The sequence below is a fragment of the Polyangium jinanense genome, from assembly GCF_028435365.1.
Window position 1 is genome coordinate 1 of the sequence record NZ_JAGTJJ010000036.1, and the last position, 14,328, is coordinate 14,328.

Genomic DNA, 14,328 nt, shown 5'->3' on the forward strand with positions numbered 1-14,328 from the left:
CATCGCGCAGTTCTTCCAACTCGAGTCCAGGGCTTGCCCTGGTTCGGGTCGAGGGGCGAATAGCCCCCGCGGGGCCCGGGGCAGCGCCCCGGCGCGGCGGCTCCAGAGAGTCGTTCTTCGCCGGACTTCTCTGCGACCTTCAATGGTACGCTTGGGCTCTCTCATGCTTGCACGACTTCTCCGGGGAACTGGAATCCTTTTTGGTTTGCTCGTGGCCGGCGGGACCCTCGTCGCCTCTGGCGCATGCTCGCTTGGCAACGTCACGCAGGACGACTGCAAGAGCGACGACGAGTGCGTCCTCGCGATCGGCCCGAACAGCACGTGTGTCGCGGGGTACTGCACCGATCCGCCCGCGTGCTCCACGGGCCACGATTGCCGCAAGCTCGGCGGCGGCGGCGCGTGCGTCGACGGCGTCTGCGTCTCGGCGTTCCCCAAGCACCCGCAGTGCAGCACGATCCTCGAGCCGGCGGACCTCGCTGACCGGCCCCTCGCCGGCCCTGACGCGCCGCTCGTCATCGGCAGCATCTTCTCGATCGGCGAGGCGAAAGACGAGGTCCTCACGCAGTCGGTCCGCGTCGCCGTGCGCGAGATCAATGGCAGCGACAAACTCAACCGCGGTCAGCGCATGGCTGTTGTCGTCTGCGACAACGGCGGCGAGAACAACACCGCGACCGGCGCCGCGCGCGACGAGCTCAACCAGGCTGCACTCGACTACCTTGCGGGCACGCTTGGCGTCCCGTACATCGTCGGCCCCCTCTCCTCCTCGGACTCGCTCCGGCTCATCGCGCGCCTCAAGGAGAAGCAGTATCCCACGGTGATCATCTCGCCCTCGGCGACGAGCCCGGCGCTCACGGACGCCGACGATCGCCTCGCGACGAACGAGCCGGGGCTCTTCTGGCGCACCTGTCCGAGCGACACGCACCAGGGCCTCGTCATGGCGAACGACGTGATCTCACCCGACCCTGTCGTCGCGGGCGGCAACGTCGCCGTCGCCTACGTCAGCGACGCGTACGGCCAGGGCCTCGCCACCGTCTTCCGGGAGAGGTACGGGCTCGACAAGTCCCAGCTCTTCCCGATCGAGGAGGCCAAGCTCTCCGATCCCGCGGCGCTCGCCAAGCTCGCCTCCGATGTCGACATGTACAACCCCGCCGGCGTCCTCGTGATCACGGTTCAGGCGGGACAAACCGTCGAGATCTTGAAGGCGATGGTGGGCAAGCCGGTCGCGGGGCGTAAGTTCTTCTTCACGGACGGCGCCAAGGACGCGACGAAGCTGCTCGATCCGAACCTCTCCTCCGAGGTGAAGCAGATGATCGCGGGCTCCCAGGGCACCGCGCCCGCGAGCCCCTCGGGGCAGATCTACGAGACCTTCCGCGCGAACATGCAGTCGCAGTTCGACACGGATCCGGCCGATTTCTCGTTCACCGCGCATGCCTACGACGCCACGTACGTCGGCGCGTACGGGGTCATCTGGGCCTCGCGCCAGGGGACGGATTACGACGGCCGGCAGGTGGCCGAGGGCATGGGGCGCCTGGCCTCGGGGGATATCATCGATATCACCTCGACCGCCTGGCCCAAGGGGAAGAGCACGCTCGCCGCGGGCGGCAACATCAACATCTCCGGCACCTCGGGCCCGCTCAATTTCGAGCCCGCGACCGGCGAGGCCCCGGGCCGCATCGAGATCTGGGCCGTCTCGAACGACCAGTTCGTGACGGTCACGGTCAAAGACCCCCCGTGATCGGACGCCCGCGCGGCTTGCGTTCCCGCCGCGCCCCGCTTACACGCGGCCCATGCGCGCCGTCGTCATTCGTTCTCCCGGGGGACCCGAGGTCCTCGAGCTCCGCGACCTGCCCGATCCCGACCCGCCCTACGGCCACGTCCGTGTCCGCGTCCACCTCACGGGCGTCAACCGCGCCGACCTCCTCCAGCGCGCCGGCTTCTACCCTGCCCCGCCCGGCGTCCCCGCCGACATTCCTGGCCTCGAATACGTCGGCACGGTCGACGCCGTCGGCCCCGGCGTCACCCGGTATTCGGGCGGCGAGCGCGTCTACGGCATCATCGCGGGCGGCGCTTATGCCGAGCGGCTCGTCGCGCACGAGCGCGAGGTCGTCCCCGCGCCCGCGGGCCTCTCCGACGAGGACGCCGCGGCCGTTCCCGAGGCATTTCTGACGGCGCTCGACGCGCTCCTCGTGCGTGGCCGCCTCGCGCCCGGCGAACGGGTCCTCGTGCATGCGGCGGGCAGCGGCGTCGGCACCGCGGGCGTCCAGATCGCCCGCGCGCTCGGCTGCTTCGTGATCGGCACGAGCCGCACCGCGGACAAACTCGATCGATGCCGCGAGCTCGGCCTCGACGAGGGCATCGTCGTCCCGGGCGGCGTCTTCGCGGCCGAGGTCCTCGCCCGCACGGGCGGGGCCGGCGTGGACGTCGTCCTCGACCTCGTGGGCGGCGCCTACGTCCCGGAGACCCTTGCCGCGGCCGCGAAGAAGGCCCGCATTGTCATCGTGGGCTTGACGGCGGGAGCGAGCGCGCCCGTCCCGCTCGGCGTGCTTTTGCAAAAGCGGCTGGAGGTCATCGGCACGGTGCTCCGGTCGCGGCCGATCGAGGAGAAGATCGAGGCGGCGAAATTGCTCGAGCGCACGATTGGCCCGTGGCTCTCGCGGGGAATCGTGCGGCCCGTGGTCGATCGCGTGTTTCCGCTTTCGGAGGCGGTCGAGGCCCACCGGTACGTCGCGTCGAACGTGTCGTTCGGCAAGGTCTTGCTCGACGCTCGGGTCTAGTCTCGAGGGGGACGCGAGGCGAGCTCGCTGCGCGATCTCGCAGGGCGCCGACCGTTCGGCGCCCTCCTCAGTAGGTCCCGACGAGATCCACCAGAAACGTCCGCCCATTCTGGGGCATCGTCCGGCTCTGGAACGTATCCGTCACGGGCACGAGCACGCGGCGGTCGGCGATGTTGTACACGCCCACGACGTACCGAATTCCGTACGATTTCACCTCGCCCGACACCGTCACATCGCCGACCACCTGGGTCCCCGTCGCGCCGCCGCCCACGAGCAGGCGCGGCGCCTCCAGCGTCATGCGGAGTCCAAGCGACGCGATCGAGGGCACGACCGGAATCACGCCACGAAAGCCGGCGAGGTGCTCCGGTACATTGAGCACCCGCGGATCGGCGAGCGTCTCGTCGAGGTACGTTGCGCGCTGATATCCGTACGTCGCGGCGAGCATCCACCCTTTGCGCCATTCGCGCCGGATCTCGGCGTCCGCGCCGAGCACGAGCATGCCCGTGTCGCTGTTCGCGTATGCCACCGTGGGCCGCCCGGGAATCGGCTTCGTGAAGATGAGCCCGTCGATGTGGCTCCCGTGCACGGCCACGAGCGCCGCCCAGTCTTCGAGGAAACGTTGCGTGTACTCGATCTCGCCGGACCAGATCTTCTCGGCGTCGAGCTGCTGCGTGGGTTTTTCGTGGGACTGGCCGTTGTCGTTGTAGAGCTGCTCGTAAATGCTCGGCGCCCGGAATGCGCGGCCGCCCATCAGCTTGAGGGTGCCGTCTTTCACGGGCCGCGTGATGATCGCCGCGCGCGGCACGAACACCGCGCCGAACGTGCTGTACACGTCGATACGCAAGCCGCCGGAGAGCCGGAGCCACGGAAGCGGCGCGCCCTCCGCGAGCGCATACCCCGCGGCGAACCGATAAGGCTGCCGCTCGTCCAGGTATCGCTCCGTGGTCACGCGATTGACATCTTCGCGGCCCTGGAGCGTCGCCTCCGGGTGCCATTGCCCCTCGCCGCCCACCGTGACGCGCAGCCGCTGCCCCGGCGAATACACGAGCCGCGCCTCGCCGCCGAGCCACGTGCCCGCGAAATCCTCGATGTTGTCGACCTCGTCGTCGAACGCGTACGTCGCGTGATAGACGTAGCGATTCGCGTGCGCGCGGACGAGCAATTGCAGCGATTGCGTCAGGCGCGGCTCGAAGCGCGCCTCCAGCATCATGCGTGTATCACCGAACGAGGTCCGCGGATTGCCGACCGCCGTCGCGTACGCGCCGACCGGGATCGACTGCGTCCGATGATGGACGAGCCATTGCATCGTCGCCGGGCCCCAGTACGCGCGCCCGGCCGTGCCGCCCGCCTGGAAGGCCTCGACCCCGCGCGCCCGGTACGGCTCGGTTTGGCCCGTGATCGGCACCTCCAGATCGAAGCCGTCCGATTGCGCGCCCCACCCGCTCGCCCAGATCCCCTTGTCTTGCCCCTTCCGCAGGTGAAACCCGCCGCGCCCACGCAAGACCGCGCCGTCGTAGCTCCCGACGCCCACGTGCACGCCCGTGGGCTCCTCGCGCGAGCGCGTCACGAGGTTCACGATGCCCGAGAATGCGCCGGCGCCGTAGAGCAGCGATCCCGGGCCGCGCACGATCTCGATGCGGTCCACGTCGTGCAGATCGCCCCGGCCGTCCGAGCCGATGTACGAGCTGTTCAGGAGGTTGTCGTTGAGCGCCTGCCCGTCCGAGAGCACGAGCACGCGGCTTCCATAATCGTTTGGCTGGCCAATCGCGCGGATCGAGGCCGACGCGTACCCCCGGTCGTTCGCGATGGCCACGCCGCGCACGCCGCGAAGCGCCTCCGCGATCGTCGGATACCCGAACGCCGAGAGCTCGCGCCGATCGATCACCGTGACCGAACTCGGCGCGTCCTCGATCCGCTCGGCGAACCGCGACGCCGCCGTCACTTCGCGCAGCGGCACGAGGTCGAGCGTGCCGAGATCCACCTGCTCGCCCTGTCGCACCACGATGTCGCGCACCACGGGCGCGTGCCCGGGCAAACTCACGCGCACCTGCCGCGCGCCCGCGGGCACCTCGCGAATCACCGCGGGCGAAAAACCGGCCGCGCGCCCGTCGATGGTCACGAGCGCGCCCGCCTCCGTCGTCCCCACGACGACGATGCCCACCGGCGGCCGCAACGTGAGGCTCACCTCGGTCGTCTGGCCCGCCACCACATTCACCGGTCGCGCCGGCGCCGAGGCGCCCTCCGCGGTCACATAAAGCTCGTGCTTGCCCGGCGGCAGCGCGAGCTCACACGGCGCGACACACGCGGGCGGGCCCGACTCCTCGTCGACCCGCACCGCCGCGCGCGGCGCACCCGTCACGGCCACCTTCACTTTGCCGACGATCCGGACGAGCGAGAGCGAAACGCGCGCCTCGCTCCCCCGCTTGGCCACGACCTCCTCGCTCGTCGCGACCTCATACCCTGGGAGCTCGGCGATGATGCGGTATTTCCCCTCGTTGACGGCGAGCGGCCGCGGCGCGTGGCCGCGCGAGCCGAGATCCTTTCGATCGATGTAAATGGTGGCGCCGGGCGGATCCGTGACGACGTCGAGGATCGCCACGTTCGGCGCGAGGCGCGTGATCGCCGATTTCGAGGCCTCGATCGCCGTGGGATCCGTCTCCCCGGCGAGGGCGTCGACGTAATAGCGGTGCGCGTCGGGCCATTGCCGGAGCTGCTCGAACGAGCGCGCGATGTTGAACACGACGCGCCGGTTCGGGACGAGCCGGTTCGACAGCAAAAAATGCTCGAGCGCGCTGGTGTAATCGCCCTTCTGGTAATCGGCGGCGCCGAGCTGGAAATGGAGCTCGGCCTCGTCGGCGAGCCCGTCGGCGGAGGCGCGCGCCGCGCCGAAGAGCACGAGCGCGGCGGCGAAAATCGGTCCGAGGACACGAGGAGGCCTCATCAAAGACACACGTCACCGGCCCAGGTAAATGTCGCTCTTGCCCGGGGGCTTCGGCGCGGCGGATGCACGCGTCGTCGCGCGGGGCCAGGGCGCGAGGCCTCGGGAAGAACCGCTCGCGCTCGGGGCCGCCGGCGCGGCGCTCGGCGCAGGCACGTCCTCCGTCTCGGCCTGCCCCGTCGTGACCGCGGGCTCCGCGACCGGCGTATTCGTGGGCGAAATGCCGGGCGACGCCTGCCCCGGATTGGTTTGTCCTGCCGGGGTTTGTTCCACCGTTGTTTGTCCGGACCCTTCGGGCAACCGCAGCCCCACGAACGCGACGCTCCCGCCCACCACGAGCGCGAGGGCCGCCATGGCCACGAAGGCCAGCGCGCTCGAGCGTCGCTTCGGCGGCGTCGCCTGCGTGATCGCCGCGGGCGCCGACGAAGGCGCGCCGATCTGCATGGCGGCCGGCGTCTCGGCCGAGATCCCGAGCGCCGCGCCCGACCAGCGCATCGTCGGAGGTTCCGCCATCATGTGCGAACCCGCCTCCGCCAGCCCCCGCGGAGGAGCCGGAGGCGGCTGCGAGAGCGTCGGCGGGCGCGGCGGCAGGACCGAGACCCGCGCGCGCTCCGGCTCGGGCAGCGGCACCAGCATGCGCTCGTGGATCGCGGCGTTCGCCTCGCCGGGCGGGAGCAGCGCGATGAGCGCCGCGTGCATCTCTGCGGCGCTCTGGAAACGCTGCGTGGGATCGAGATCGAGGGCGCGATGCACGACCGCCGCCACCTCGGGCGGCACCCACGGCGCGAGCCGCTCCACGCGCTCGGCCGGCTCGGTGCAAATCGCGATGATGAGCTCCCCGAGCGCGCCGCTGTCCCGGTGCGGCGTCACGCCCGTGAGGGCCTGGTAGAGCACCACGCCGAGCGACCAGAGATCGGCGCGCCCGTCGATCTGCTTGTGCCCGCGCGCCTGCTCCGGCGCCATGTAGAGCGGCGATCCGAGCATGCTGCCGGTCTGCGTCAAGCTCGTCAGCTCGCCGGCCTCGGCCATGCTCTCGGGATCGGGGGCGAGCTTTGCGATGCCGAAATCCAGGATCTTGACCGTGCACTCGCCGGGCCTCGGGCCACGCGTGAGGAACAGGTTCGCCGGCTTCACGTCGCGGTGCACGATGCGCTGCGCGTGGGCCACGTCGAGCCCGCGGCAGGCCTGGACCACGATACGCACCGCGAGATCGGGGCGGATCGGGCCGAGCCGCTTGAAGAGCGCGCGCACGTCCTCGCCTTGGAGCACCTCCATCACGAGGAACGGCAGGCCCGAGTGGCCGTCGCGGCCCGCGTCGAGCGCGCGCACCACGTGCGGCGTGTCGAGGCCCCGCGCCGCGCGCGCCTCGCGTTCGAAGCGCCCGAGCAGCACCTCGTTCCGCGCGACCTCCGCGGTCACGACCTTCACGGCGACACGCGCGCCGCTCTGCGTATCGGTGGCCTCGTAGACGGCCCCCATTCCGCCTGCACCGAGCCTGCGTTCGATCCGGTATCGGCCGCCGATGAGGTCATTCATGCCAAGCGCGAAATCCACGCTAAGGGATCTCGCGCGTCGTCGCAAGGCTCGGGTTGACGCCCGCGTCGCCTTCGTGTTCGCATCGCGCGTATGCCGCCTCGCCTCGATCGATCCCTCGCGCCCCTCCTCGTGCTCGGTCTGACGAACGTCCTCGGCGGAACCGGCTGCACGCTCGAGCCGCAGGACGTGCCCACGGAGAGGCCGACGATGGTCGAGGATCCGCTCGTCTACGCCGATCCGCGTGTCGGCAGCGGCGGCTTCGGCTTCGCGAATGGCAGCGCCTTCCCCGGCGCGGCGGCGCCGTTCGGGCTCGCGAAGGTCGGCCCGGACACCCGCGGCCCCTACGATACCATCAATTTTTTGCATTACTCGGGCTACTGGGCCGGCGACGACCAGGTCCGGGCCTTTTCGCACCTGCACCTGCACGGCACGGGCGCGACCGATTACGGCATCCTCGGGGTGATGCCGATCGACGCGTTCGAGGCGTCCCGCTTCTCGGCGCCCGGCTACGAATCGCACTTCGACAAGGCGACGGAGAGGGCCTCGCCCGGGTATTACGAGGTCACCCTGGATCGGGGCTCGATCCACAGCGAGCTCACGGCGACGCGGCACGCGGCGCAGCATCGCCACGGGTATCCGGCCGGCACGAAGGAGGGGCACGTCGTCTTCGATCTCGATCATCACCTGGGCGGAGGCGAGGTCACGCAGGCCGAGTTCACGCTGGAGCCCGAGGCGCAACGTATCCGGGGCAAACTCCATCACGTGGGCGGGATGTCGGGCGGCTTCGGGGGCTACGATGTCTTCTTCGAGGCCCGGACGCGCGCGGCGTGGAAAGCGGCGCAGGTCTGGTCGAACGGCGACGCGCCCGCGGAGGGGACGAGCGGCAGCGGCACGAAGGTCGGCTTCGCGCTCTCCTTTGATCTCGGCGCGGACGCGGTGATCGAATTGAAGATCGGGCTCTCGTTCGTCTCGCTGGAGAACGCCACGGAAAACCTCGAAACCGAGATCCCGGACTGGGATTTCGAGGGCACGCGGGCAAAGACGGCCACGGCCTGGAGCGATCTGCTCGGCCGCATGAAGCTCTGGGGCGGCACCGAGACCGAGCGGCGCATCTTTTATTCGTCGCTCTACCGCGCGTTCCTCATGCCCACCGCGTCGAGCGACGTCGACGGGAGTTACCTCTACGGCGGAGAGCAGCGCACCGCGGACGGTTTTTCCTTCCTGACCGATCAATCGCTCTGGGACACCTACCGCACGGTGACCCCGTTTTATTCGCTCGTCGCGCCCGAGGCCGCACGCGACACGGTCCGATCGCTGCATGCCATGGCCGAGATCTCCGGCTTCTTCCCGAAATGGCCCATTGCCACGGGCGAAGCGGGCACGATGATCGGGGCCAGCGCCGACGTGGTGCTCGCCGACAGCTACATCAAGGGCGTGACCGATTTCGACGCCGAGGGCGCCTACGCCATCGCGCGCCGGGCCGCGGTCGATCCGGTCGATCCGCCCGGCGGGCGCGGCGGGCGTGGCCACGTCGTGCCGTACATGGAGTATGGTTACGTGCCGTCGAGCGTCGGCCGCTCGGCCTCGCACACGCTCGAATACGCGCACGACGACCTCGCGCTTGGCCTCTTCGCGAAGGCGCTGGGCTTGACGGACGACGCGACCATGTTCACCGAACGCGCGAAAAACCACCGAAATCTCTTCGATCCCGCGACGGGCTTCATCCGCGCCAAGGACGAGGCCGGCAGCTTCGTCGAGAGCCCTTACAACCCGTACTCCATCTCGGACCATTACGCCGAGGCGAACGGCTGGCACAGCCTCTGGGCGCAGCACGACATCCCCGGGATCGCCGAGCTCCTCGGCGGGCAAGCGCCGTTCGTCGAGAAGCTCCAGCGCTTCCTCGAGGAATCCATCGCCGACCTCGAAGAGCGCCCCATCGAGGACAATTTTGCGTCGGCGGCGCCGCGGAATGCCTACTGGCACGGCAACGAGCCGGACATCCACGCGGCCTATGGATTCGCGCAGGTCGGCCGCGCGGACCTCACGCAGAAATACGTCCGCTGGGTGGCGAACGCTCATTACACGGACAAACCCAGCGGCCTCGCCGGCAACGACGACGGCGGCACCCTCTCCTGCTGGTACCTCTTCACGGCTGCCGGCTTCTATCCGATCCCCGGCACCGATCGGTACATCCTCGGCACGCCCTTCTTCCCCCGCCTGGAGATCGCCGTGAAGGGAGGCACGATCGTCGTCGAAGCCCCCGCGGTCTCGGCCCAGAACATCTACGTGCAATCCGTCACCTGGAACGGTGTCGCGCTCGACAAACCCGAAATCCTCCACGGCGATCTCGCCCAGGGCGGCACGCTCCACTTCGAGATGGGCCCCGCCCCCGGTCCCTTTGGCGTCACCACGCCCTGACAAACCATTTCAACGACATGAACGCCCCCCTCCCCTCCGTCTCACCGCGGCACGTGCTCGCCGCGGCGAAGAGGCTCGCGCCGAGCGGCCTCATTCGAACCACCCCGCTCGATCCGAGCCTGCCGCTCTCGGCCATGATCCCGGCGGACGTCTTCCACAAGCTCGAGCTCTTCCAGCCCACGGGCTCGTTCAAGGTGCGCGGCGCGGCGAACAAGCTCCTGCGGTTGCGCGACGAGGAGCAAGAGGTCTTTCGGCGCGGGTTCGTGGCCGCCTCGGCCGGCAACCACGGCCTCGGCCTCGCCCACGCCGCCGCCAAGCTCTCCGCGCGCGCGACGCTCGTCGTGCCCCGCACGGTTTCTCCCGCCAAGCTCGAATCGCTCTGGCGTTACCCCGTCGAGCTCATCGTCTCCGTGGGCAATTACGACGTCGCCGAGGCCGACGGCCGGCGTATCGAGGCCGAGCGCGGGCTCACGTTCGTCTCGCCCTATAACGACGCCGACGTCATCGCCGGCGCGGGCACGGTCGGCCTCGAGATCCTGGCCGACCTCCCCGACGTGGATCTCGTCCTCGTCCCCGTCGGCGGTGGCGGCCTCGCCGCGGGCATCGCGCTCTACGTGAAATCGATCGCGCCCCGCACCCGCGTCGTCGGCGTGCAAAGCGAGGCCTCGCCCGCCATGCACAAAAGCCTCGCCGCGGGCCACGTCACCGAGGCCGAGGAGCTGCCGAGCCTTGCGGACGGTTTGGCCGGGAACGTCGAGCAGGGCTCGATCACGTTCGACCTCTGCCGGCGCTTTCTCGACGATCTCGTCCTCGTCACGGAGGCCGAGATCGCCGAGGCGATGCGCCATTTCCTGCGCGAGGAGCGCCTCGTCGTGGAGGGCTCGGCCGCCGTGGGCGCCGCGGCGTTGCTCGCGGGAAAGATCGATCTCGCCCGGACCGGCGTGGCGCGGCCGCGGGTGGTGAATGTCGTTACCGGGCGCAACGTATCGGAAGCAACGCTCCGCGCCATTCTTTCGCCTCCGGAGGCAGGACGAAACGAAGCCTGAGCCTTGACAAGCCCGCGAACATTCGCCCACCATCGGATGTCATCGAGGGGGGGGAACCATGCTCGAGGCGTCCACGATATCCATCGTCCACGACGACGCCCGCCGCGCGGGCCGCGACGCCGCGGACGAGCTCATCGACGTGATGGGCGGCCGGCCCGATTTCGTCTTGCTCTTCGCGTCCGCGAAATACGACGGCCGCGCCATGCTCGACGGCCTGCGCGGCCGCCTCGGCAGCGACGCGCGGATTGCGGGGTGTTCGAGCCTCGCCGAGATCGACGGTCGCGGCGGCCTCACGGAGTCCGTCACGGCCATGGGGCTCAGGCTCGGCAGCGCATTGCGCGTGACGCCGCTCCTCGACGTATCGAACGACGGGGACGATCGCGCGCTCGGGCGGCGCCTCGGCGAGCGCGCGCGGGCCCTCGCACCAAGCCTGCTCCTCATGTTCTACGATAGCCTGCGTGTCAACGGGCCGTACGTCCTCCGCGGCCTGCAGGACGTGCTCGGCGCGACGTTCCCCATGGTCGGCGGAGGCGCCGGGAATCTCGGGCAGTTCGACCGAGCCTACCAGATAGCCGATGGAGGGGTGGTCTCGGGCGGCGCGTCCGTCGTGGTGTTCTCGGGGCCCATTCGGATCGCGACGGCGGCGCGCAGCGGCTGGATTCCCGTCGGCGGGGAGCACCGGATCACCGGGGTCGAGAAGGGCAACGTCGTGCGGACGATCGACGATCGCCCGGCGCTCGAGCTTTATCAGGAGTACCTCGGCGCCCGCGCGGTCGCCGTGGCCTCGCTCGCCGTCGAATTCCCGCTCGCGGTCGTGGGCGGCCTCGAAGGCACATACCGACCGGCCGAAGGCGAAATCGCCGTGCTCCGGGCCGTCGCCGGGATCGATATCCAGCGCAAAGCGCTCATCCTCGGCGGGGATGTGCCCGAGGGCACGCTCGTGCGCATGACGACCGGGACGCGGGACGACGTGATCCGAGCGGCCGAGGTGGCGACGGAGCGAGCCCTGCGTGCCATGCCAAACCCCTCGTGCGCGCTCCTCTTCGATTGCGTGGCGCGCAAGCTCGTGCTGGGCACGAGGTACCGCGACGAGCTCCACAAGCCGCTCGAACGGCTCGGGTCGATCCCGAAGGCCGGGTTTTACACGCACGGCGAGCTGTCCCCGGTCGACGGCGTCAGCATGTGCCACAACGAGACCTTCACCCTTGCGCTGCTCGAGGGCTAGAGGCCATGCGTTGCAAGTCCTGCGTTCTCGAACGGGAAGACGCGATGCACTCCCTCGACGATTTTTGGGAGCAGCTCGGGGGCTGCGACGAATGCCCGCTGCAATGCGGCGAGGGCGCCTCGCCGATCGTGCGTCTGCTCGTGACGCGCCACCACGAGGCCGCGCGGGCACACCGAAAACTCGGGCAAAGGGCGCGCGCGGCGGAGGCCGCGGTGCGGGATCTGGAGGCGACTGCCGAGCGGAACGAGGAGCGGCTCGCCACGCTCGCGCATCTGCAAAAAGCGAGCGCCGAGGAGGCCGAGGCCGCGCTTCAAGCCGAGATGGATCTCGTCGCCCAGAAAGAAGCGGCGATCCTCGCCCTCTCCACGCCGATCCTCCACGTGCTCGACGGCGTCGTGGTGCTGCCGCTCATCGGCGAGCTCGACGCGCGCCGCGCCGAGATGATGACGAACGCGCTGCTCGACGAGGTCGCGCGTTCGTCGGCGCGGCACGTGGTCGTCGATTTGACAGGCATTCACGCGATGACGGCCGAGACCGCGGAGCACCTGCTTCGGGTCGCGCACGCAGCGCGCCTGCTCGGCGCCGAGGTCGAGCTCTCGGGCCTGCGCGCGGACGTGGCCCGCACGGTGATCGAGCTCGGCGTGGATCTTTCGCGGATCCGGACGCGATCGAGCCTGAAGCAGGCCATCGCGCACGCCTCACGCACCCCGCGCGCGGCCCGCACGTAAAACCTTTTTATTCGATCGCGTCCGTCGACCGCGCGCGCTCGCGCAGCAAGAACTTCTGGATCTTGCCGGTCGAGGTCTTGGGGAGCGGGCCGAAGACGACCTTCCGCGGCGCCTTGAAATGGGCGAGGTGTGTCCGGCAAAACGCGATGAGATCCGCCTCCGTGATGGCGGCGCCCTCCTTCGTCTCGACGAACGCGAGCGGGGTCTCGCCCCATTTCGGATCCGGCGCGGCGACGACGGCCGCGGCGAGCACGGCGGGGTGCCGATAGAGCGTGTCCTCCACCTCCAGCGAGGAGATGTTTTCCCCGCCCGAGATGATGATGTCCTTCGAGCGATCCTTGATCTTCACGTACCCGTCCGGCTGGAGGACGGCGAGATCGCCCGAATGGAACCAGCCGCCCCGGAAAGCCTCCTCGGTGGCGCGCGGGTTCTTCAGGTATCCCTTCATGACGATGTTCCCGCGGAACACGACCTCGCCCATGACGTCCCCATTTTCGGGCACGCGCTCCATGGTCTCGGGATCCATCACGGTGAGCCCCTCCTCGACGAGGTAACGCACGCCCTGGCGGCCCATGCGCTCCGTGCGATGGCTGATGTCGAGCGCCGCCCAGTCCTCGTGCTTCTCGCAGACGGCGGCGGGCCCGTAGGTCTCGGTCAAACCATAGACGTGCGTGAGATCGAAGCCCATCCGCTCCATGCCCTCGATCATCGCCGCCGGCGGCGCCGCCGCGGCTACCATGGCATGGACACGGTGCCCGATCCCCTCCCGGAGCGCGGGATCGGCGTTCACCAGCATCGCGTGCACGATCGGCGCGCCACAATAATGCGTCACCCGGTACTCGCGGATCGCCTCGAAGACGTGGCGCGCGTCGACCTTTCGAAGGCAAACGTTCGTCCCGGCGTTCGCCGCCACCGTCCAGGTGAAACACCAGCCATTGCAGTGGAACATGGGCAACGTCCACAGGTACGTGGCGTGCTTCGGCATGCTCCAGGTGACGATGTTGCCAATGGCATTCAGATACGCGCCGCGGTGGTGATAGACGACGCCCTTGGGATCGCCCGTCGTCCCCGAGGTGTAGTTGAGCGAGATCGCCTCCCACTCGTCCTCGGGCATGCGCGGCGAAAAGGAGGGATCGCCCTCCGCGAGGAAGGCCTCGTATTCGAGCGCGCCGATGCGCTCGCCCGGCCCCTCGTACATCGGATCGTCCACGTCGACGACGAGCGGCTTCGATTGCGCGAGCGCGAGCGCCTGCTTCGCCATCCCCGAAAGCTCACGATCGACGAGGAGGACCTTCGCCTCCGCGTGATCCAGCATGAACGCGATCGTAGCCGCGTCGAGGCGCGTGTTCAGCGTGTTCAGCACCGCGCCGGTCATCGGGACGCCAAAATGCGTATCGAGCATGGCCGGGATGTTTGGCAGGAGCACGGCCACCGTGTCCCCCACGCCGATCCCGCGCCGCGTGAGCGCCGAGGCGAGCCGCCGCGCGCGCTCGTACGCCTCGGACCAGGTCAAACGGATGCGGCCATGCACGATGGCAACGCGCTCCGGGTACACCGCCGCCGCGCGCTCGAGGAACGTGATCGGCGTCAGCGGCGCGTAGTTCGCCTTCGTTCGAGGCAATTCTTCGTAAGGGTTCCGGTTCGTGCTCATGCTCGGCGCGGG

At 69.5% G+C, this 14,328-nt stretch carries 9 protein-coding genes; 6 read left to right on the forward strand and 3 right to left on the reverse strand.

Going from position 1 to position 14,328, the window contains the following annotated elements; genetic code table 11:
- The first annotated feature begins 163 nt into the window (after positions 1–163).
- Positions 164–1,735: a type 1 periplasmic-binding domain-containing protein gene (locus tag KEG57_RS37255; RefSeq protein ID WP_272425669.1), complete on the forward strand. Its 1,572-nt coding sequence runs from the start codon at positions 164–166 to the stop codon at positions 1,733–1,735.
- A gap of 52 nt (positions 1,736–1,787) precedes the next feature.
- Positions 1,788–2,774 (forward strand): NAD(P)H-quinone oxidoreductase, encoded by a 987-nt coding sequence (locus KEG57_RS37260; protein WP_272425670.1) that lies wholly within the window; start codon positions 1,788–1,790, stop codon positions 2,772–2,774.
- 67 nt (positions 2,775–2,841) lie between these two features.
- On the opposite strand, the gene KEG57_RS37265 is transcribed toward KEG57_RS37260, so the two are convergent.
- Positions 2,842–5,715: a TonB-dependent receptor domain-containing protein gene (locus KEG57_RS37265; protein WP_272425671.1), complete on the reverse strand. Its 2,874-nt coding sequence runs from the start codon at positions 5,713–5,715 to the stop codon at positions 2,842–2,844.
- A gap of 12 nt (positions 5,716–5,727) precedes the next feature.
- A complete protein-coding gene (locus KEG57_RS37270; protein WP_272425672.1) occupies positions 5,728–7,248 on the reverse strand; it encodes a serine/threonine-protein kinase in 1,521 nt (506 codons plus the stop codon).
- 90 nt (positions 7,249–7,338) lie between these two features.
- On the opposite strand from KEG57_RS37270, the gene KEG57_RS37275 reads away from it, so the two are divergent.
- From KEG57_RS37275 to KEG57_RS37290, 4 genes are read left to right on the forward strand one after another with little or no spacing between them, the layout of a single operon-like run.
- Positions 7,339–9,666 (forward strand): GH92 family glycosyl hydrolase, encoded by a 2,328-nt coding sequence (locus KEG57_RS37275; protein WP_272425673.1) that lies wholly within the window; start codon positions 7,339–7,341, stop codon positions 9,664–9,666.
- 17 nt (positions 9,667–9,683) lie between these two features.
- Positions 9,684–10,712 (forward strand): threonine ammonia-lyase, encoded by a 1,029-nt coding sequence (locus tag KEG57_RS37280; RefSeq protein ID WP_272425674.1) that lies wholly within the window; start codon positions 9,684–9,686, stop codon positions 10,710–10,712.
- Positions 10,713–10,770: 58 nt separating this feature from the next.
- The gene (locus KEG57_RS37285; RefSeq protein ID WP_272425675.1) at positions 10,771–11,937 is read left to right on the forward strand and encodes an FIST signal transduction protein; all 1,167 of its coding nucleotides are present in this window, start codon (positions 10,771–10,773) and stop codon (positions 11,935–11,937) included.
- 44 nt (positions 11,938–11,981) lie between these two features.
- Positions 11,982–12,665 carry an STAS domain-containing protein gene (locus KEG57_RS37290; protein WP_272425676.1) on the forward strand — a complete coding sequence of 228 codons (684 nt, stop codon included), beginning with the start codon at positions 11,982–11,984 and terminating at the stop codon, positions 12,663–12,665.
- 7 nt (positions 12,666–12,672) lie between these two features.
- Here KEG57_RS37290 and KEG57_RS37295 read toward each other — a convergent pair whose 3' ends face one another.
- Positions 12,673–14,316: an acyl-CoA synthetase gene (locus KEG57_RS37295; RefSeq protein ID WP_272425677.1), complete on the reverse strand. Its 1,644-nt coding sequence runs from the start codon at positions 14,314–14,316 to the stop codon at positions 12,673–12,675.
- Between the last annotated feature and the right edge of the window lie 12 nt (positions 14,317–14,328).